The sequence below is a fragment of the Trichocoleus sp. AS-A1 genome (genome assembly GCF_039962015.1).
Lineage (GTDB): Bacteria > Cyanobacteriota > Cyanobacteriia > Cyanobacteriales > FACHB-T130 > FACHB-T130.
The window spans coordinates 112,145-132,341 of sequence record NZ_JAMPKG010000011.1 but is presented as its reverse complement, the minus strand read 5'-3'; the positions used below and the strand labels follow the sequence as shown (position 1 = coordinate 132,341).

At 49.2% G+C, this 20,197-nt stretch carries 18 protein-coding genes; 8 read left to right on the top strand and 10 right to left on the bottom strand.

The window, feature by feature from the left end:
* Nucleotides 1-7: 7 nt before the first annotated feature.
* The gene (locus NC994_RS10895; RefSeq protein ID WP_190435242.1) at nucleotides 8-1,366 is read right to left on the bottom strand and encodes an efflux RND transporter periplasmic adaptor subunit; all 1,359 of its coding nucleotides are present in this window, start codon (nucleotides 1,364-1,366) and stop codon (nucleotides 8-10) included.
* A gap of 186 nt (nucleotides 1,367-1,552) precedes the next feature.
* Between NC994_RS10895 and NC994_RS10890 the strand changes: the two genes are divergently transcribed.
* Complete coding sequence (locus tag NC994_RS10890; protein ID WP_190435239.1) at nucleotides 1,553-2,560, top strand: zinc-dependent alcohol dehydrogenase family protein; 1,008 nt, start codon at nucleotides 1,553-1,555, stop codon at nucleotides 2,558-2,560.
* Between the two features lie 2 nt (nucleotides 2,561-2,562).
* On the opposite strand, the gene NC994_RS10885 is transcribed toward NC994_RS10890, so the two are convergent.
* From NC994_RS10885 to lgt, 3 genes are all read right to left on the bottom strand, one after another.
* The gene (locus NC994_RS10885; protein ID WP_190435236.1) at nucleotides 2,563-3,174 is read right to left on the bottom strand and encodes a hypothetical protein; all 612 of its coding nucleotides are present in this window, start codon (nucleotides 3,172-3,174) and stop codon (nucleotides 2,563-2,565) included.
* 166 nt (nucleotides 3,175-3,340) lie between these two features.
* Nucleotides 3,341-4,195, bottom strand: coding sequence for a precorrin-4 C(11)-methyltransferase (cobM, locus tag NC994_RS10880; protein ID WP_242032529.1), 855 nt, complete (start codon nucleotides 4,193-4,195; stop codon nucleotides 3,341-3,343).
* Between the two features lie 385 nt (nucleotides 4,196-4,580).
* On the bottom strand, nucleotides 4,581-5,465 hold the full coding sequence (gene lgt / locus NC994_RS10875; protein ID WP_190435233.1) for a prolipoprotein diacylglyceryl transferase: 885 nt from the start codon (nucleotides 5,463-5,465) through the stop codon (nucleotides 4,581-4,583).
* Nucleotides 5,466-5,867: 402 nt separating this feature from the next.
* On the opposite strand from lgt, the gene NC994_RS10870 reads away from it, so the two are divergent.
* A complete protein-coding gene (locus NC994_RS10870; protein ID WP_190435230.1) occupies nucleotides 5,868-8,777 on the top strand; it encodes an ATP-binding protein in 2,910 nt (969 codons plus the stop codon).
* Between the two features lie 28 nt (nucleotides 8,778-8,805).
* The gene (rlmN, locus tag NC994_RS10865; protein WP_190435227.1) at nucleotides 8,806-9,933 is read left to right on the top strand and encodes a 23S rRNA (adenine(2503)-C(2))-methyltransferase RlmN; all 1,128 of its coding nucleotides are present in this window, start codon (nucleotides 8,806-8,808) and stop codon (nucleotides 9,931-9,933) included.
* A gap of 31 nt (nucleotides 9,934-9,964) precedes the next feature.
* Here rlmN and NC994_RS10860 read toward each other — a convergent pair whose 3' ends face one another.
* Nucleotides 9,965-10,147: a replication restart DNA helicase PriA gene (locus tag NC994_RS10860; RefSeq protein WP_190414604.1), complete on the bottom strand. Its 183-nt coding sequence runs from the start codon at nucleotides 10,145-10,147 to the stop codon at nucleotides 9,965-9,967.
* A 698-nt stretch (nucleotides 10,148-10,845) separates the two neighbouring features.
* Complete coding sequence (locus NC994_RS10855; RefSeq protein ID WP_190435224.1) at nucleotides 10,846-13,182, bottom strand: glycoside hydrolase family 31 protein; 2,337 nt, start codon at nucleotides 13,180-13,182, stop codon at nucleotides 10,846-10,848.
* Nucleotides 13,183-13,631: 449 nt separating this feature from the next.
* Here NC994_RS10855 and NC994_RS10850 point away from each other — a divergent pair, with 449 nt between their 5' ends.
* From NC994_RS10850 to NC994_RS10840, 3 genes are all read left to right on the top strand, one after another.
* A complete protein-coding gene (locus tag NC994_RS10850; RefSeq protein WP_190435341.1) occupies nucleotides 13,632-14,468 on the top strand; it encodes a dienelactone hydrolase family protein in 837 nt (278 codons plus the stop codon).
* A 371-nt stretch (nucleotides 14,469-14,839) separates the two neighbouring features.
* Nucleotides 14,840-15,322: a flavin reductase family protein gene (locus tag NC994_RS10845; RefSeq protein WP_190435219.1), complete on the top strand. Its 483-nt coding sequence runs from the start codon at nucleotides 14,840-14,842 to the stop codon at nucleotides 15,320-15,322.
* Nucleotides 15,323-15,438: 116 nt separating this feature from the next.
* Complete coding sequence (locus tag NC994_RS10840) at nucleotides 15,439-15,792, top strand: phenylpyruvate tautomerase MIF-related protein (RefSeq protein WP_190435216.1); 354 nt, start codon at nucleotides 15,439-15,441, stop codon at nucleotides 15,790-15,792.
* A gap of 221 nt (nucleotides 15,793-16,013) precedes the next feature.
* Here NC994_RS10840 and NC994_RS10835 read toward each other — a convergent pair whose 3' ends face one another.
* The 3 genes from NC994_RS10835 to NC994_RS10825 form a co-directional block, all read right to left on the bottom strand.
* Complete coding sequence (locus NC994_RS10835) at nucleotides 16,014-16,964, bottom strand: pentapeptide repeat-containing protein (RefSeq protein WP_347276939.1); 951 nt, start codon at nucleotides 16,962-16,964, stop codon at nucleotides 16,014-16,016.
* 73 nt (nucleotides 16,965-17,037) lie between these two features.
* Nucleotides 17,038-17,994 carry a type II secretion system F family protein gene (locus tag NC994_RS10830; RefSeq protein WP_190435208.1) on the bottom strand — a complete coding sequence of 319 codons (957 nt, stop codon included), beginning with the start codon at nucleotides 17,992-17,994 and terminating at the stop codon, nucleotides 17,038-17,040.
* A gap of 70 nt (nucleotides 17,995-18,064) precedes the next feature.
* Nucleotides 18,065-18,217 (bottom strand): hypothetical protein, encoded by a 153-nt coding sequence (locus NC994_RS10825; RefSeq protein WP_190435206.1) that lies wholly within the window; start codon nucleotides 18,215-18,217, stop codon nucleotides 18,065-18,067.
* A gap of 62 nt (nucleotides 18,218-18,279) precedes the next feature.
* Here NC994_RS10825 and coaD point away from each other — a divergent pair, with 62 nt between their 5' ends.
* Both coaD and NC994_RS10815 read left to right on the top strand, forming a co-directional pair.
* The gene (gene coaD / locus NC994_RS10820) at nucleotides 18,280-18,831 is read left to right on the top strand and encodes a pantetheine-phosphate adenylyltransferase (RefSeq protein ID WP_190414577.1); all 552 of its coding nucleotides are present in this window, start codon (nucleotides 18,280-18,282) and stop codon (nucleotides 18,829-18,831) included.
* The gene (locus NC994_RS10815; protein WP_242030367.1) at nucleotides 18,741-19,451 is read left to right on the top strand and encodes an ATP synthase F0 subunit B; all 711 of its coding nucleotides are present in this window, start codon (nucleotides 18,741-18,743) and stop codon (nucleotides 19,449-19,451) included. Before coaD ends, NC994_RS10815 begins: the two co-directional genes overlap by 91 nt.
* Nucleotides 19,452-19,648: 197 nt before the next feature.
* Here NC994_RS10815 and cysC read toward each other — a convergent pair whose 3' ends face one another.
* Nucleotides 19,649-20,182: an adenylyl-sulfate kinase gene (gene cysC / locus NC994_RS10810; RefSeq protein WP_190435203.1), complete on the bottom strand. Its 534-nt coding sequence runs from the start codon at nucleotides 20,180-20,182 to the stop codon at nucleotides 19,649-19,651.
* Nucleotides 20,183-20,197: the final 15 nt, after the last annotated feature.

The window sequence follows — 20,197 nt, the reverse complement described above, 5'->3', positions numbered from 1 at the left end:
CCATTGGCTATTGACTATTGATGACTCGAACTTTGTCGCCTTCTTTGAGATACCCGGCACCGGCAACGACGACGCGATCGCCTGGTTTTAACCCGCTCTTAATCTCCCTTGTGTCCCCGCTCGCCACTTCTCCTAGTTCTACCTTCCGAGCTTGAACCGTGTCTTCACCCGATAGCAGGAATACAATGGCACTACCATCCGGCTGAGGGAGTATCGCCTTGGCAGGTACCGTTACCCCGGTCGTGGTAGTAGTCGTAATTGCGGCACGGGCAAACATCCCCGGTCGTAAAGACAAGCTTTCCCCACTTGAAGGTTGGGGCAGATCAATCGTGACGGTTGCTTCACGCCTTTGCGCGTTCACGAGGGGCGCAATTTCTCTGACTCGCCCCTGCAAGCGAATGCGGCTATCGTTATCCGAGGTGATCGTGGCGGGTGCCCCAATTTTTACTTGCGGCAGTTGGATAGCAGGAAGTTGTGCCTCCAGTTCCAGTTGTCCGTTGCGGATGATGGAAAAGAGCGGTTTACTGCCAGAAGTGACATCCCCAATCCGGGCTATTTGCTGAATTTCATCATCTACTTTTGGTCTGGTAACAATGCCGCTAGCCGGAGCGCGAACCTGGGTTTGCCCTAGCTGAGTTTGCAGTTGTTGCAGATTTGCCGCACTGCTCCTGACCTCGGCTTCGGCACTATTGATATTCGCTTGGGCAAGGCGAACCTCTTCTCTAGCGGTTGCGGCAGTGGTGGCGCGAGCATCTAGCTCTTGACGACTAATCGCGCCTGCCTGAGCCAGTTGCTGATAACGCTGGAGGTTCCGTTGGGCTTCTGCAAGGGTGGCTCGGCTTTGCGCTAAAGCAGCTTGTCTTTGCCGGACAGCAGCTTGGCTCGATTCTAGCTGTGCCTTTCCCCGATCGAGTTGCGCTTGTAGGACGGAATTATCCAGAACTGCCATTACCTGTCCAGCTTCCACGGTTTGTCCCTCGTCCACCAGAACTCTCTGGATTTGTAAGCCGGTTGTCTGGGACAAAACGGGGATGAGTTCGCGGGCTTCTACTGTGCCGCTGGTTGTCAGAGTGCGGGCAACCACGGCGGATTGGGCGACAGTTGCGGTGACACTTTGACTGGGTGGTGCTGCCTGTTGCGTGGCATCTGGCTTCTTCGCAGTCTTAGGCTGTGAAAGCAGTTTCATTCCGCCTGCGGTGAGGGCGATGCCTATCCCTACGCCAAGTGCCACACCCTTCCAACCAGACAGACCTCTTTTTTTGCGGCTCCGCTTCCAGCCGTCGTCGGAGGATTCTTCGTCACCGTCCCAGGTTTCATCTAATTCATCTAATTCATTAACTTCTATCTTTTTTGGGGCTTCGTCCATCACCGCGCTCCCTCCACGCTTTCACCTTACTGGCGGCAACCTTTTGCAAAGAAATGTTGCAAGGGCTACTTTAACTATGATGCAAAATTTCTGGTAAAAGATGCGATCGCAATGTGACGCTAGGAACCCAGACTTGCGGTAGAGTTCTCAATAAAAGACCCTTGGCTTAGCAACAAGAACGACCTGATGAAAGCAGTTTTGATGACAGCATCTGGCGCACCGGAAGTCTTGCAACTTCAGGAAGTCCCAAACCCGACGATTGAACAAGACACAGAAATCCTTGTCCGTCTTCGGGCAGCGGGAATCAACCCGATTGACACCAAGTTGCGGCAGCGGGGCACCTTCTACCCAGACCAAATGCCCGCTATTTTAGGCTGTGATGGGGCGGGAGTCGTGGAAGCAGTCGGTTCTGGCGTCCAGCGGTTTAAGGTTGGCGACGAAGTGTATTTCTGTGCGGGTGGATTGGGGGCAAAGCTGGGAAATTATGCTCAAATGGCGGTTGTCGATGAGCGATTTGTTGCCAAGAAACCCACCTCTATAAGCTTTGCAGAAGCCGCTGCTGCCCCTCTAGTTCTGATTACCGCTTGGGAAGCCTTATTTGAACGGGGGCGACTAGAACCCAAGGAACGGGTGCTGATTCACGCGGGTGCTGGCGGTGTCGGTCACGTCGCCATTCAACTGGCGAAGCTGAAAGGTGCGGAAGTTTGTACTACGGTTAGTTCTCAGGACAAGGCTGATTTTGTCCGCGAATTAGGTGCCGATGAGGTAATTTTTTATCAGCAAACTGACTTTGTACAGGCGGTTCTAGATTGGACCGGAGGAGAGGGCGTAGACTTAGCCTTTGATACGGTAGGCGGGGAAACCTTCTATAAAACGTTCCCCGCCGTGCGGGTTTATAGCGATTTGGTGACGATTTTGGAGCCAGACCCCGCTTACTATAATTGGAAGATTGCGCGATCGCGCAATCTCCGGATTAGCTTTGAATTGATGCTAACCCCTGCATTGCAAGGACTTCTGGAAGCTCAACAGCATCACGCAGAAATTTTAGAACAGTGTGCAACCTGGATTGATGAAGGTTCGCTGAAAATTCATCTGGCTAAAACTTTCCCCCTAGAAGCCGCAGCCGCCGCCCACCAACTGTTAGAAGCCGGATCGATTACAGGTAAAATCGCCTTGGCGATCGAGGGTGAATAAAACTAACCCTCATTGCGTGGCTTCATTAGCTGCAAAAGTGCTGTCAAAGCCTTGTCTTCCGAGGCATTGACCCGGCGATCGAGCAAGGCAATGCTGACCGCTTTGGGAAGTGCGATCGCAGCGATGTCTGGATCGAGTCCTTCCAGCAATTGCTCAAGCGACTGGGGCACTTTCAATGCCGATCTGACACCGAGCAGCATGGGTTCTTCTAAACCGAGTGCCTGAAGCTGACGAGACCAAACTTCCCAGCTGATCCTGACTTCCGGTTCCGCCGCCTGAATCAAATAAGCCAGCAACCGCTGTAGTTTACTTTGTTGCTGGGGCGTTAGCTGAGGCTGGGAATGCTCTTTTGGGTCGGCATCGACAGTTTCTTGGTTAAGGTTGCTGACAATTTGCTGCCAGTCTTGTTTGTCGCACCCTTCTGGTTGGTCTACCGTCAGCGAAATGCTAATTTTTTGGTCTGAACCGGCGTTGAGGTGCGTGACTTGGGCACGTACACCGAGAAAGCCCAGCCACTGGGCAATCGTCCCAATCAGTGTGGAACGAGTTGCCTGACAGCTAGCGAGTAACCGGATTTGAGTGCGAACCATTGGGCGCACGATTTGCGAAAGCATAGTTTACAAAATTGCCTCGATTATTATCTGGTTATTAACGCTTCATCTGCATTGGGTGCTGTTACCAATCAGACTTTTCTCACCTTACATTTTGCACCGGGAAACTTCTTCCCTACAGGTGTAGGTTTTTGACGATTTGGGAGCGTTAAATATTCAAAACTTACCCTTACAAGGAGGAGTTGGGGGAGAGGTTCGCGGATTTCTGGCGAAACAGATGAGTATGTTCAGGATCGTACAGACGCGAACGACGTTTCGCTGTCGCCAAAGACTCTGGCGTATTTTCCACCGTCCCCAAGGCGGGACTAATCACATAAAGCGTCGTCCGAATCAAATTTTCCTGCTGCGTCACAGTTGCCATTTGATCCAAAGGAACCAGGAAGATTTTCTCATCAGGCCAACCGACTCGAAAGCAAATCGCCACAGGTGTATCGGCGGGGTAGTGCTGCATCAGTTTCGCTTGCGCGTCTTCGACGTGACGCGCCGCTAGATAAAGGCATAAACTTGCCTGATGCGCTGCTAGGGAGGCTAATTCTTCTCGTTCCGGCACCGCTGAAGCGCGTCCGCTAATCCGGGTGAGGATAATCGTCTGCACCAGTCCTGGCACCGTTAGCTCAACTTTGAGCTTGGCGGCGGCTGCCTGGAAAGCACTGATGCCGGGGACAATTTCAAAAGGAATGTCAGCCTCTGCCAAGGCTTGCATTTGCTCGAAGACAGCACCGTAGAGGCTGGGGTCGCCAGAGTGGAGGCGGATCACAGATTTATGCGATCGCACTCGTTCAATCATCACTGGCAGAATTTCTTCGAGGGTTTTATTCCCGGTGCGAATAATTTCCGTATCCGCACGCACCCCCTGTAAAATTTGCACCGGCACCAGAGAATCGGCAAATAAGATTACATCCGCAACCGCAAGTAGTTTCTGCGCCTTAACCGTCAATAAATCTGGATCTCCCGGCCCTGCACCGACAATGTAAACGGCTGGTGCCAGGGGAGACAATGATTCGCCAATAAATTTAGTCGCCAATTCAGACAAACCTCTTCTAGAGTGTGTAACTTATCAGTCATCTGTTGATCGTTCTGCAATTTTGTCAAAATTGCAGATTGCTTCTGATTCCCGTACAGCGGTAGCTATCTGCGCCTACCGAGTCAAAAAAATTAAATTGATTACGGACACTTTCCGGATTCGTTCCTCTTCCCCGGTAATTAAGGAATGGTAGATGCACCCTGGTTTTGCTCTAGAGTTTGACTCTAGAGCATTTTTTTTGGGATTTTTTGGGAATAAATTCTCCTGAAACCTGGCTTTTTCTACCAATTCACTTGATTAACGCGACACTTCAATTCTTAAAGCCCGATCGGAAAGACGGTTGAGGCATCTGAGGTGTAATCTCACCCCCGTGAAATCGGAGGATTCATCGTTGGGTGTTCTCGCTGGTAGCATTGTCATTACTAAAAGCTGACACGACATCTGGCAGAGAACGACGCAACAAATAAACCCAAGCCAGACCCGCCAATCCCAGCGCCATTCCCAGTAAACTGATTGCTTGTGCCATTCGCAACGGCCCCAGCATCAAGCTATCGGTGCGTAACCCCTCAATCCAAACGCGACCGGCGCTATAAGCCACCATGTAAACCAAAAACAGCGTGCCTGCCTTGAGACGTGGTCTCTTCAAATCCCGAAAAAACAAGGTCATCAGCAACCCAAACACCATTAAATTCCAAAGAGATTCATAGAGAAAGGTGGGATGGAAGTAGGCAAAATTTTGGTAATCGGGCGGACGGTTCTCGACCGGAATCAACAGTTTCCAAGGCAAATCGGTAGGTGCCCCGAAGGCTTCAGAATTGAAGAAATTGCCCCAACGCCCGATGGCTTGACCCAAAATGACAGAGGGCGCGACTAAATCGGCAAGTTGCCAAAAAGAGATTTTTTGGATTCGGGCAAAAATCAAAGCTGCCAAAGTGCCACCGATGATCGCCCCATGAATGGCAATGCCTCCTTTCCAGATGGCAATGATGTCACCCGGTCTTTGGGCGTATTGTTCCCACTCAAACAAAACATAGTAGAGTCGGGCACTGGGAATCGCCGCTACAACTAGCCAGAGTGCGAAATCGCCCGGTATATCTGGGTTGATGTGACGGCGGGACGCCAGATATCGAGAAAGGGTGACGCCAATTAATACGGCTGAGGCAATTAATAGACCGTACCAGCGAATGGTAAACGGTCCCAGCTCAATGAGGATTGGGCCTGGAGAGGTAAATTCAAATGCCAAAGGCAGAGAGGAAATATCAAGAAGCATCGGCTTTGATTGAGTTCCAGCGTAGCCCGGACAAGACTCGCTGCTAGCACTTCATAGTTTATCGAATGCTTGATTCAAGTCTTGCATAGCAGCAGCTAGATCGCGATCGCTCACACGCCTCTAGCTAATTCTCAGTCCCCTGGTCTCAGTTCCGTGGAAATCTGGACACGCTGACACCCCTTTGAAAGGGCAATCAACATTCAATCAATCAAATTACTGCTGACCCTTGCGAAAACTGTCAAATTGTGCAAGTAAACAAGTTTCACGATCGCAAGCAGCAAGATTAAGACAAATAGCGGTAGCGAGTACCGATCCGATAGATAGATATTGATATTGCAACTGTACTTATATACGACCGTGATGGCAGCACTCGCGGAACCATCACGCTGAGATCGAACAGAGATGACTGAAGACCGAATTACTCAAAATCCTATCGTTAAAAATCGTAATCTGCGCCTAAATCAGCGTTCATCTATGCACCTGCCGCGCAGCCTGAGTGCCTTAGAAACTTGGGGTTTTGGGTTCACAGGTCATCTAGCCTGGATTGGCACAGCCCCGCTAATTCATGCAGCATTAGGATCATCTGCCATCTTTGTGTGGTTGCCCGCAGCGATTGTGGGGATGCTGCTGAACCTGCAAGTGAAACGCTTAGGGGAACACTGGCCTGAAATATCGGGAGGAACTCCAAATTACACGACTAAGTTACTCAAAAACTATCCCGGTCTAGCTCGTTATGCGGCGATCGCGTACTTCATCGGCTGGGCAGGATATCTGCCAATCAACCCAATTATCCTCACGAATCTCATCAAGACTAATCTAGAACCTTTAGGGATTGATTGTCCGGAAACGGCTCTGAAAATAGGATTCACGCTGATTGCTTATATTGTCGCGTTCAGCGGCACGCGAGCTTTAGCAATCTTGCACACGTTTTTCATTCTTCCAGCAGTCGGATTCTTATTGGTGTTTTGTCTTCAAGGTCTAGGATGGTTAGCCTTCTCGCCCGCGAGTCCCGGATTTTTTCCTAGCACCTGGTCAACCTTAAACTTTGTGGATTGGGCAAAGTGGTCTTTTTTCGCAATTTACATTGCCTACGCCTGCGAGACAGCCTCCGCATTTGTCGCCGACAGCCGACGCCCTGGAGAAACGCTGCGATTTCTCAGCTTGGCAGCTTGGCTAATGCCGCCGGTCATTCTGGGCGGTTCTTGGGTACTCATGCGCTTGGCAACTGTACCAGACTTGGGCGAAGACACGTTCTTGAACTTTTTCACAGCAGCAAAGCCCTTCTGGGGCGAGTCAGCTTCCTTAATCGTGACCCTCCTGATCGTCTCTAGCTGCCTTCTCGCTTGCGCGACTGCGGTTTCTAATTCTCCTCGCATTTTGTACCAACTTGCCCTAGACGGACACCTTTCACCCGTCTTCGCGGTCGTCTCCCGGCAAGGCGTTCTGCAACCTGCCCTAATATTTTCCCTTGGCATCAGCTTGATCTATTTGCTTTGGGGAGATATTTCTCGAATTGTGGTAGTAACGGGTACTGGCTATCTTGTCGCCATTATGTCAATCCAGCTGGGCTTGTGGTTGCAGCGAGGCAAACCCGAAGTGCGCTGGCCTTGGTGGTCGCTGGGCTTCTTCGCCCTCGAGGCGGTTGTTCTGGTAGTGGGGGGTTTAAGTTGGAGCTGGCAAGATGTGCTAGTTGGGCTGCTGTCTCCGATCGCTGTTTTGGCTTGTGATGCAGCGATTCGTCGGATCGCATTTGAGCCTTTCCACCCAGCCTGGTGGATTGAGCGTTACCGGGTGAAAAGCTTTCAGGTCAAAGATTTTGTTGCCTTTCAGGTGATCGTCCTGATTCTATTGGTTTGTAGTGCGACGGCGATCGCCTGGGTGCTTCGGAACGGGATTGGGCAGATTTCTGGGAATGCCAGTAACAATCTTTTAGTCATTTTGCTGATGACGCTCGCTTTTGTAGCGATCGCAGTTGCCTGCTGGACTAGCTTGCCTCAAGTGGCTGCGATCGCTGAAGCACGAGAACACGCGGAAAATCTTTTTATCACTGCCCTAGACACGGTTCCGGATACCATTCTCGTTTTGGATGAGAGCGGCGCGATTCGTCAAGCCAACCCAGCCGCGGTTGCCCTTTTCGAGATGGACGCTCATCAGCTGATTGGGCGTCGCCTCAACGATTTCCTCTCTGGGTTAGCTGGGTCGCCTGAGATTTGGCAAAGTCGCAGCGAACAGACATTCCGGCAGGATGAAACGAGCTTACGCACGATCGAGGTGACGCTTTCCCACCGCTCGAATCGCCAGCTTCAAGAGTATATTGTCATCCTACGGGACATCACGGAGCGCAAGCTCTCCGAAGAAACATTGCAACAATCGGAAGAGACTGCTAGAAAGCAAGCGATCGCTCTAGAACAAACCCTGCGAGACCTGCGGCAAACCCAAGCTCAATTAATTCAAACTGAGAAAATGTCTAGCCTCGGTCAACTCGTTGCGGGTGTTGCCCATGAGATTAATAACCCTGTCAACTTCATCTACGGAAACCTGACCCATGTGGGTAACTACACTCAGGATCTTCTCGGTTTAGTTAACTTTTACCAGCAGGGTTATTCCTACACTGATCCAAACATTCAAGGCTTGGTTGAAGAGATCGATCTTGATTTTTTAATTGAGGATTTACCGAAAACTTTGTCTTCGATGAAAGTAGGGGCAAACCGCATTCGGGAGATTGTTCTGACTTTGCGTAACTTTTCTCGGTTAGATGAAGCCGAGATGAAACCTGTCAACATTCATGAGGGAATCGATAGTACCCTCGTGATTTTGCACAATCGCCTCAAGCAGAAACCAGAGTTTCCGCCGATTCAGGTTATCAAGCAATATGGCAACTTGCCGCTGGTGGAATGTTATGCCGGACAAATGAATCAGGTATTTATGAATATCTTGAATAATTCGATTGATGCTTTGCAGGAGCAAGATAAAGCGCGAAGCTCAGAAGAAATTAAAAACAAACCCAGCACTTTAACAATTTCTACCCAACTTTTAGACAAGAATTGGGTGAGAATCGGGATTAAAGATAATGGGCCGGGGATGAGTGCAAGTGTCCTAGGGCAACTGTTTGACCCGTTCTTTACAACAAAACCAGTCGGTCAAGGCACTGGACTGGGTTTATCGATTAGCTATCAAATTGTTGTAGAAAAGCATGGCGGAAAGATGAAGTGTCTATCGCGACCTGGGGAAGGTGCAGAGTTTCAAATTGAGATTCCGATCGGGCAAACTTATAAAGTGAACCCCAGCGTCGATCGAGAGGTTCTAGGATAGAGATCCTAGCGAAAACTTTTGATTATTTATGTCTGCTACGTCCCGCTCTCAGGTTCAGTCTTCTACAGACAGTCAGCATCAAAATCAGTTTGATGAAACTGCTCCCGTTGCTAAACAGCGGGTAACGAATAAAAACCCAGCCAGAACGATTCCTCCCCTTTTAGGGGCAAATTTAGCTGAATTAACCCAATGGGTGCTTGCTCAAGGACAACCGGCTTATCGGGGACAGCAACTGCATCAGTGGATTTATGAAAAAGGAGTGCGATCGCTTTCTGAAATTACTGTATTTTCTAAGCAGTGGCGCGACCAAGTAGCAGATGTCCCGATTGGACGCTCTACGATACATCATCGTTCTGTTGCTCCAGATGAGACGGTGAAGTATCTGCTGCGGTTGGCAGATGGTCAAATTATCGAAACAGTCGGTATTCCCACAGAAAAGCGCCTTACGGTGTGCGTATCTTCCCAGGTGGGTTGTCCGATGGCTTGCGACTTTTGCGCTACGGGGAAGGGCGGTTTTACCCGCAATCTCGCACGTCATGAAATCGTCGATCAGGTGTTAACGGTTCAGGAAGACTTCAAGCGACGAGTTAGCCATATTGTGTTTATGGGGATGGGGGAACCGTTACTGAATACGGTAAATGTTTTGGGAGCGCTAGAGATCCTGAATAAAGATGTGGGAATTGGACAGCGTTCGATTACGCTCTCCACTGTGGGAGTACGCGATCGCATCCTCGATTTAGCGAAACATCACTTGCAAATCACCCTCGCCGTTAGCCTCCACGCACCCAATCAGGCACTTCGGGAAAAACTTATCCCCACAGCTCAGCGATATCCCCTGGAAGATTTGCTAGCAGAATGTCGGGAATATGTTCAATTAACAGGTCGCAGATTGACGTTTGAATACGTCCTGCTTGCAGGTGTGAACGATCTCCCCCAACACGCGAATGAACTTGCATCCCGCCTGCGGGGATTCCAAACTCACGTCAATTTAATTCCCTACAATCCTATCCACGATGCTGACTATCAGCGTCCGGATTCTAATCGGATTCAAGCTTTTGTGGCAGCTCTGAAAAAACAGCATATTGCTGTTAGCGTTCGCTACTCTCGTGGTTTAGAAGCCAATGCTGCTTGCGGACAACTTCGAGCTTCTAAATAATTCAGTAAAAGCAATTCTTTGAGGATTGCTTCTACAGACGACTTGCATCAAGACCGGGTGCGTATGCTTCGATTACTCTCCCGGTTCGAGAACAAGTCACCATCAAGTAGTCACAAGTACGGCATTGTGTCCGCGTTAGCTGGCTGCTAGAAATGTAATGCCGTTCACCCGGACTGCCACAGTTAGGACAGCGAATTGCTTGGACGAGCTGCATTGTTAAAGTTTTCATGTCAGTAAGTTTTTTAAAACAAGAGAATTGCTAGATTTGACCCCGATACCATCCGGTAAAAGTGTAGCTAAAGTAACAATTTAGCTACATACAATGAGTGAAAAATCAATTTACCTTTCTAGACTATTATGGCAACCTTTTTGATAATTATCCATAATCAATTGAATGATTTATATGAATCATTCTTTAGGAATATGAGTCTATCTAGCTTTGATCCCCATCGTGAACTTATGCAAATGCGGGAGGTTTGCACAGGCCTTTAACATCGTTTAGACATTTCTGACGTGTTGATTTTGTAAAGTTGGGCAGTTATTTAGCAATAATTTATAGAAGTTCTCAACATCTATCAGAATTAAATTTACAGCTAAAATAAAATTCTCTGGTTAAACTTTATGTGGATTTAAGGTTTAATAAATTTTGGCATCTGTCTATAGAGATATTTAGTTTTTCACAAAATAGGGTTGAGCGAGAAGATTGCAGATAGGGGCATCAGCGATCGCTCTGATGGAAAGTAAAGGATGCCAAAAAAAGCGATTCACCCTCAAGAGCAAATCGCTGACCGTTAAGGATTGAAATTAAATCCGGTTGATCGCGCCTCCCATTAGAAGCACCTCCTCACTCCGGCTCCGGCTCCCCTCTCCGTGAAGGTCGAGGGTCTGGGTGTGAGGTTCTATCAAGCCAATTTAAAAAGTCAGTTGACGCGCCGTACTATCGTCAACAAAACGCTGTTCGCCAACACCAACTAGCTGGACGATGGTTTCGCGAGTGGAGGGCGTCCAATTGCCTTCACGGGCGGCAATTTCAACCCTCGTTTGTTGCCCTTGGGAATAAACGCGGTAGGTTGTGGTGGCAAAGGCACCCGTTTGATATTCAAACGTATGCCCATCATCTTCATAGAGCCTAAACTCGCCATTTCCAGGCCAGATGCGGAGGGTGAGTTCGTCAAGGGGACGCTCATCCGTGGATTGCATCACCGGCTGCATGGGGATTATCGCTCCCGCACGCACATATAGCGGCATTCGCTCTAACGGTGCATGAGCTAAGATATGCGTCGCGCCTTGGTAGCGTTCTCCTGTCCACCAGTCGTACCAAGTGCCTTCGGGAAGATACACGGCACGGTATTCTACCCCTGGTCGATAGATGGGTGCTGCCATTAGGGAAGAACCGAGCAATACTTGGTCGTAGAGTTTATAGGTTTTCGGGTCGTTGGGGAAATGATAGAGTAAGGGACGCAAAATCGGTGCGCCAGTAGTTGCAGCTTCCCAGAAAAGCGTGTAAATGTAGGGCAATAGCTGGTAGCGGAGATTAATATATTCTCGGCAGATGGCTTCAACGCGATCGCCAAAAACCCAAGGTTCGTGTCTTGCCGTACTCATTGCCGAGTGACCGCGCATCAACGGGTAAAGCATTCCCACTTGCATCCACCGGGCAAATAATTCCGCTGTGGCATTGCCAGCAAAACCGCCAATATCGGAACCGACAAACGCCACACCCGATAGTCCCATATTGCAGAGCATCGGCAGGGACATCTCCAGATACTCCCACAGCGATTGATTATCGCCCATCCACACCGACGACCAACACTGAATTCCGGCAAAACCGGAACGTGTCAGCACAAACGATCGCTCTGTAGGACGCAGCCGCTTCAGTCCTTCGCAAGCCGATTGAGCCATTGATTGCCCATACAGGTTGTGAGTTTCGGCATGGGTAGTGCGTTCTTCCGGCGAACCTTGGGGGGCATCTAAGGGAAAGGATATTTTATTCCCCGGATCGCCAAACGGGCGATCGTCTATCGCCGGTTCGTTCATATCGTTCCAGATACCCGCAACGCCAACTTCAGTTAGGCTTTTGTGCAAGTCGCCCCACCACTGGCGAACTTCCGGACGCAGAAAATCGGGAAATACTGCTTTGTCGGGCCAAACGTAGCCGTGGAATAGCTCACCCTCTGCCTTACGGATAAAATAGTCATTTTCTATCCCTTGGTCGAAGACGTGGTAATCGGCTTCCGGCTCGTACTTGACGCCTGGATCGATAATTGTCACCGTCTTGAAGCCATCCTGCGCCAAGTCATTGACCAATTGGGCAGGATCGGGGAACCGTTTGGGACTCCAGGTAAACACCCGGTAGCCCTTCATGTAGTCGATATCGAGATGAATCACATCGCAAGGGATGCGACGGTTGCGGAATTCCTGGGCAAGTTCTCGCACCACCTCTTCAGATTCGTAACTCCAACGGCATTGGTGATAACCAAGCGACCATTTCGGTGGAAGTTGCATCCGACCTGTTAGCTGCGTGTAGGTGCTAAGAATTTGCGCCGGTTCCGGGCCATAAATGATGTAATAATCCAGTTCATCGCCCCGCGTTTCCATCCGATAGACGCCCGGTTGTTCCGCACCAATGTCGAACTGGCTCCAAAAAGTGGTGTTGAAGAAGATACCGTAGGCGAGTTCTGGACGTAGCGCTATGAAAAATGGAATCGCCTGGTACATTTCATCGGTAAATGAACTGTAATCGAGGGCGTCAACTGTCCAGTTTGTTTGGACTTCGCTGAGTTTGTCGAGTAGCTTAGTGCGTTCGCCAAAACCGTAGAAATGTTCATCGGCTTCGATGCGCTTCCAGGCAGCGATCGCGCCCATCCGTCCAGCCATCCCCATTCCGGTGTCTTGCGCGAAAGGTCGCCCAGTTTTATCAAAACACTCGATCCGACACCCTTGGCGGTGGATGTACACCCGCATCTGCTCGGTTTCAATTTCTACTGCCGCGTCAGTTTCCCGAACTTGGAAGGGGACGACTGACCATTCTGCATCATCCAAGGTCACTGCCCACGAACGACGCGGCATCAATTCCCCATTCGGTGCCCAGCGCACTCGGACTAAGTTCGGTGCCAGGATGCTAATTGCAAGGCGCGAATTCTCACAATCGCCGTAGATTCCTCGATCGTGGCGTTCTATGGTTTTTAGCGTTCCAATTGTTGACCAAGATGTCCCTGTCGTAGGCAGTTTTCCAAAATATTGCGGCATCACCCCTCCCGGTAAACTGTGAATTTGAGTAGAAGCGATTGATGTGTCCCTACAGCTAGCGATCGCTAATGAGCAAAATGCTTTTACTCACCTCGATCCAGCTTGTAACAGTTGATCGGCTGCGGCTTCTTCCAGGGGGAAGGTTTTGCTGCGGAGAAGCAGGGCTTTGAGAAGTCCGTTTAACATAGATCAGGACTTACGCTCTCGTTATGGAAAAACGAACCGCCAAGGACGCCAAGGACGCGAAGGAATAAGAGTTTTAGAGAGTTATTGCGTAAGTCCTCATAGGTGTCAGCATCAATTCAAAGCGTATGGGATATGATTGCGCGATCGCGTTAGCGAAGCGAGGCGTTAGCCTAGCGCTGAAGGCTGCTGCCGAGAACATCGGCGGTTATCCCCGCCCAACTGATGCACAATCTAGACTTGAAGAAGTTTTTTGGAGAAAACTGCTGATGAAATTCACGCGCCGCGAATTTATCATGGTCTCTACGCTGGCGGCAGGGTTTGCCGTAGCAGTTCGCCCCATTTCTGCCCAAGTCATCACGACCGATAAGAAAGGCTTGGTGGCGGGTGAAGTGAAGATACCCGTAGAAGATGGGCAAATCCCCGCTTATCGGGCGATGCCTGCCAGAGGTAAGAATTTCCCCGTCGTGCTAGTTGTGCAGGAAATCTTTGGCGTCCACGAACATTTGCAAGATATCTGTCGCCGCTTTGCAAAACTGGGTTATTTAGCGATCGCGCCGGAACTCTATGCGCGTCAAGGCGATGTTTCCCAGATGAGCGATATTCAAGAAATTATCACCAAAGTAGTTTCTAAAGTCTCCGATGCTCAAGTTATGTCAGATTTGGATGCAACGGTTGCTTGGGCAGCCAAGTCCAGTAAGGGCAACACTGATAAACTGGGAATTACAGGCTTTTGCTGGGGTGGGCGAATCGTTTGGCTGTATGCGGCTCACAATCCCACGCTAAATGCTGGCGTTGCCTGGTACGGACGCTTAGTAGGCGAGTCTTTGCCCCTCATTCCCAAATATCCTCTCGACCTAGTTGATGAGCTGAAAGCGCCCGTACTGGGACTCTATGGTGGCAGCGATACCGGCATTCCGAACGAAACTGTCGAGAAGATGCAGGAGGCACTAAAAGCAGCAGACAATGCTTCGGAAATTATCCTTTATCCGGACACGCCCCACGGCTTTTTTGCCGACTACCGCCCCAGCTACCGCAAAGAGGAAGCAGAAGACGGCTGGAAACGCCTACAAGCTTGGTTTAAGAAGTACGGGGTTGCTTAGGAAGCGATCGCTCATTCTACGATTCGGTTGCTTTTAAGTCTACTTAAGCCCTGGCGATTGGAAATCGCGGCTATACAAACGAAGTCCGCCTTCGCGGACTAAGAAAAAATCAGAAGCTTTAAACCTGCGTTAGCGAAGCGTTCCGAAGGCTAGGCAGGTTTTGTCTGTATAGCTGCGGTTTCAACCGCCAAGCGTGAAGTCTTTGAACCTGTGAAGGCAGGTTTTGTCTGTATAGCTGCGGTTTCAACCGCCAAATCTTAATTTGATACTCATGTGCAATGCCATGCCCCTATGGAACTATCTCCAGATTGATGTTTCTTCCCAAGACATTGATAAACTAAGCGATGTATCAGTAGCTGTCAGGTAAAACTTTGCTAGACGAACAAGCCAAAAAAACTATTCTGCGTAAGATTCCTCACGGACTCTATATCTGCGGTGTCAAAGATGGCGAAGAAGTTAACGGCTTCACATCCAGCTGGGTGATGCAAGGCTCGTTTAAGCCACCGCTGGTTGTGAATTGCGTTAAGCAGGATTCTAAATCCCACGCCATGATCAAAGCCAGTGGCGTCTTTGCACTTAGTTTCCTGGATGAGGGACAGCAAGACTTAGCGGAAAAATTCTTCAAGCCGCAGCGCCGCGTCGGTAATAAATTTGAAGATGTGGAATTTTATCTAGGACAAGAAACCGGCTGTCCCATCATCTCCGACTCCCTTGGTTATGTGGAGTGTAAGGTTGTCGGTGCTGTGGAACACGGCGATCATACGGTTTATGTCGGGGAAGCGATCGCTGCTGGCGTCCACCGCGAGGGTAAACCGCTTTTACTCGAAAATACCCCTTGGCAATATGGTGGGTAATCGGTAATTGGTAATCGGTAATTGGTAATTGGTTAGTAGCAAAGGACTAATAACGAATGACTAATAACGATTACCCATTACCTAATCCCTTTTAAAAGGAATTAGAGTAAAAGATTATGCCGCTAATCAAAGTTCAAACTTCTGTTGATTCTCCCGATCGGGGTGCTGTCGAGGGATTGCTGAAAAGTCTTTCTGCTAAATTAGCCAAGCATACAGGCAAACCGGAATCTTATGTGATGACAGCTTTTGAGCCGAGTGTGGCGATGACATTTGGGGGGACTCTCGATCCCGTCTGCTACGTCGAAATTAAAAGTGTCGGTAGCATGAGTCCGTCGCAAACAAAGGCAATGAGCCAAGATTTTTGTCAGCAAATTAATGAGAAACTTGGTGTATCTACAAACCGGATTTACATTGAGTTTGCTGATGCGAAAGGTTCAATGTGGGGCTGGGATGGGTCAACATTTGGTTGATTAAATCCTACTTGATAACGCCCACACCTAGAAGGCTGGGGCTACACAAATAAAGTCCGGCTGCGTGGGCTAAGAAGGTGGAAATATTGGGGTTTGCAATTGGGTGCAGTACATTGTGACCTCTCCCCAACCCCTCTCCTCGTAGGAGAGGGGCTTTTCCCCTTACCTTCAAGGGAAGGGGGTAGGGGGTTAGGTTCTATATTTGATTCAAATAACAAGCATTATATTGGGGCGATCGCATCTGTCTCTCCCCCAGATTGCGTCCAATGTGCAGGTCTTTCCATATTGTCCGGCAAGACAGTTTTGCGATCTCCAAATGCTCTTTCGATTTGCGCTTGTTTAAGGTTTTGAGCTAATCCAAGGTTTACCCCTTGCACGTTAGCTCCAAAGAGGGATGCCCCTTGCAGGTTAGCTCCAAGGAGGAATGTCTCTTGCAGGTTAGCTTCACGGAGGGATGCCTCTTGCAGGTTAGCTCCAAGGAGTAATGCCCCTTGTAGGTTAGCTCCAAGGAGTAATGCCCCTTGTAGGTTAGCTCCGTTGAGGTTTGCTCTCTCTAAGTTGGTATTTCGTAAATAAAGCCTTTGATTGTTCGGGTCTTTTTCTACGTCGCGACGTCCGATAACTGTAAGTGCTGCTTGAATATCCGTAGGAATTTTTGGTGATTGCTCCTGCTGTATCTCTTCTTCCTTTAATTCCTTCAAAGGAGCATTCTCTCGCACAAAAGCAGTTAGCACTTCCATAATTGTCCAATGGTCTTTTACGGAATCTTTAGCAATTCGTTCTAGAGCGTAAATTCCTCCTAAACGGATAGAGATATTCTCAGAACCAAGAAGTTCAATAGCTTTAGTAAAGCGTTCTGTGATTTGCTTGTCTTGTGCGGCCTCTGCATTTTTTAGGGCAGCCTTAGCATTATCCAAAGCTGCTTCAGCACTTTTATTGGCAGCGATCGCGCTATCATCCATCGCTTTTGCTCGCTTCGCTGCATAGAAAACGTTAAAGAGGATTGCGGTTCCTCCAAAGGTTGTTGCAACAATTTTTAAACCTTCAATAACAGAGTTGACGCCCTGCCTTTTAAGCTCAATAAACTCCTTTGGAGTCAGGATTTTAGAAGAATTCTTGAAGTGTTCAATGGGTACAACATCAATTTGCCATAACCACAGGAAAACTATCACTCCTATAGCAATAAATGTAAGTGACAGAATTATAAGCCCTTTTTTTAATCCCTCTGTTTCATCACGCATAAAGTTATCCTGGCAGAGAGTTTATCAGCGAATTAATTGCTCGAATTGCGACTAAAAGCACTAAACCTCCAATCGCTAATAGACTCAAAGGACGCAAGATTCCCTCCAACTGCCTCAAACGTTTCTCTAAGTCGCTTTGGTAATATTGCTCCAATTTTCGCAGCGCCGCATCTAGATTGCCGGTTTCTTCACCAGTGCGAATATATTGGATTGCAAGTGGGGGTAACTTGGTTTGCAGACTCTCGGTGAGGCTTCTACCGAGACGAATTTGCCGAGCAGCTTTTGCTACGTGGGTTGCCATCTGAGGATCGGGGATGCGATCGCGCAACAATTCCAGCGCGGCGAGAATCGTCACCCCACAACTTAAAGGCAAGGACAACTCAGTAAAGTAAAGGAGCGATCGCGCTTGCATGACTTTATCCAAACCGGGAAGTTGCGCCGCCAACCGTTGTAAACCGCGTCCGGGAAAGCGAGAATTGAGGACAGCTACCCCAACCAAAAGCAATGCCAAACCAAAACTGCACAGCCAGAAACCAGGATGGGTAAGCTTTTGAGGATTTCGCTTGAAAAGTGCGGCGGCGAGTACCAAGAGACTCCAAATCAGCGAGATCGCGGCGATTCCCACCGAACGATAGAGGCGTTGTCGTTTGGCTTTGGCTTCCGCCGCCGTTGCCAATCTCTCAAAAGTCTCTGCTAGCGAGCCGCTGTATTCTGCTAACCGAATTAGGCTAATCGTCCAACCATCAAAATATCGAGCGTCTAGGGTCAAAGCAGACGCCAAATCTTGCCCAGAATCCACCGCTACACTGACTGTTTGCAGATAGCGCCCGAAGGGAGAATTGCGATCGCGCTCAACCAAATTTAAACTTTGCTGTACTGAAATGCCAGAATTCAGCAAAGTGGCGAACTGCTGAAAAAATTGAGCCTTTTCCTGGTTTTTCAACTTAATGTGTAGATTCACTAATCGGATTTTAGCTTTTGCTGATTTTTAGAGAGAACCTCTTGAAAGTTAAGGAGTGGCGATGGTTGCACTAATAGAGAGACTCTCTGCGATCGCAGCAGAGGTCGATTGCTGGCTCGTGTATGCCACCAGAAGAGGCTGCTGATGCGATGAATCCTCTTTGGTTGCGATCGCTCTCGTTTAGTGGTCGGTGCTTCTCGCCAAAACCGGAGACTTTTAACAATTCGTAGTTTTAGGGGTACTGTATGAGTACAATTTCCTTAAGCTAGCTCACACACCTCTTCCGTGATTGCAATCTATCCTGGCAGCTTCGATCCAATTACTCTGGGGCACCTCGACATCATTAAGCGCGGTTGTCGGCTTTTTGATGGGGTGATTGTTGCGGTGTTGCGGAACCCCAACAAAACCCCCCTGTTTACAGTACAGGAGCGCATCGAGCAGATTCGTCTATCGACGCGATCGCTGCCGAATGTAGAAGTTGACAGTTTTGACGGTTTGACGGTCAACTATGCCAGAATCCGAGAAGCGGGCGTGCTGCTGCGCGGTTTGCGGGTGCTTTCTGACTTTGAACATGAGCTACAGATGGCTCATACGAATAAAACTCTCGACGATCGGATTGAGACGGTTTTTCTAGCAACCTCTAACGAGTACAGTTTCTTAAGTAGTAGCTTAGTGAAAGAGATTGCCAGATTCGGCGGCTCTGTCGATCATCTTGTTCCCCAGCACGTCGCCTTAGATATCTACCGATGTTACGCCAAGACTCTTCCCGCCTCGAACCCGATAGTAATGGACGCTTCCCCGAAGGTGAATTACCCGACAGTGGATCGGGAAGTGTAGATATTCAGCGGGAACTCGACCGCATCGAAGAAATGATTCTTGATAGTACGCGCATTCCCTTGACTAGCCTGCGCTTAGTCGATGAGAATCCGTTACTCGATCAGCTGGATTTGGTGCGGATCAATCTGCCACCGGCTTTTCAGGAAGCTGAAGAAATTGTTCGCCAGAAGGAAGAAATTCTTTTGCAAGCGGAGGATTATGCACAGCAGATTATTGAGACAGCAGAACGCCGAGCCGATCAGATATTGGATGAAATGGGCTTGATTCGGCAAGCAGAACGGGAAGCGCAAGCGATCCGGCAGGCGGTGCAGCAGGAGTGCGACGCCATCCAAGAACAAACGATCGCAGAACTTGAACGGATGCGCCTACAAGCCCAACAAGAGCTAGAGCAGATGCGATCGCTTGCTCTCCAAGAATGCGAGGATATTCAAAACGGAGCGGATGACTACGCCGACCAAGTTCTCACGAATATTGAGCAGCAGCTCAACGATATGCTCAAGGTCATCCGCAACGGTCGGCAACAGTTACAAAATGACGCTCCGCCTCCACCGCCGTCGCGAACCCCTACAGTTAGAGAAGTAGAGGGAGAAAGAGGTAGAGGCGCAGATAAGAAGAAGTAGGTGTTGGGTGGGTGGTGCCCATCCACGATACTTTTGTGCTTTAGCTCTCAAACCTTCCTATTAGATTTGTGTAATTATCCATAATAAAAGAACCCCACCCCCAGCCCCTCCCCGCAAGCGGAGAGGGGAGCCGGAGCCGGAGCCGGAGCCGCAGGTGAGGGCGGGGAGGGGTTCCGCTTAATTGCGGTTTATCCTTACTAGAGGTAGCCCAGTTCTTCCAGCTTTCTCAAAACTTTTTCTGTGCTTTCCTCTATCGTTTCTTGGTCTGTGTGGCATTCAATTTGAGGATGGAGGGGCGACTCATAAGGGTCATCAATCCCAGTGAAGTTTTTGATTTCCCCAGACCGCGCTTTCTTATACAATCCCTTCACATCCCGCTGTTCGCAAACCGCTAACGGTGCATTCACATAAACCTCGACAAAATCTCCAATACGCGATCGCACTTCTTCTCGAATTTCTCGGTAAGGCGAAATTGCCGAAATCAGTACGACCACACCGTTCCGAGTCAGGAGATGAGCCACAAAACCAATGCGCCGGATATTCTCATCCCGGTCTTCTTTACTAAACCCTAAGCCTTTGGTCAGATTTTGGCGCACCACGTCTCCGTCGAGGATTTCCACCTTGTATCCGCGTTTCTGCAATGCTTGCGCCACTTCCTGGCTAATGGTGGTTTTTCCTGCACCGCTTAAACCTGTAAACCACACGGTGACACCACGATGCTCTCGATCCATTGTTCTTCGCTAAAA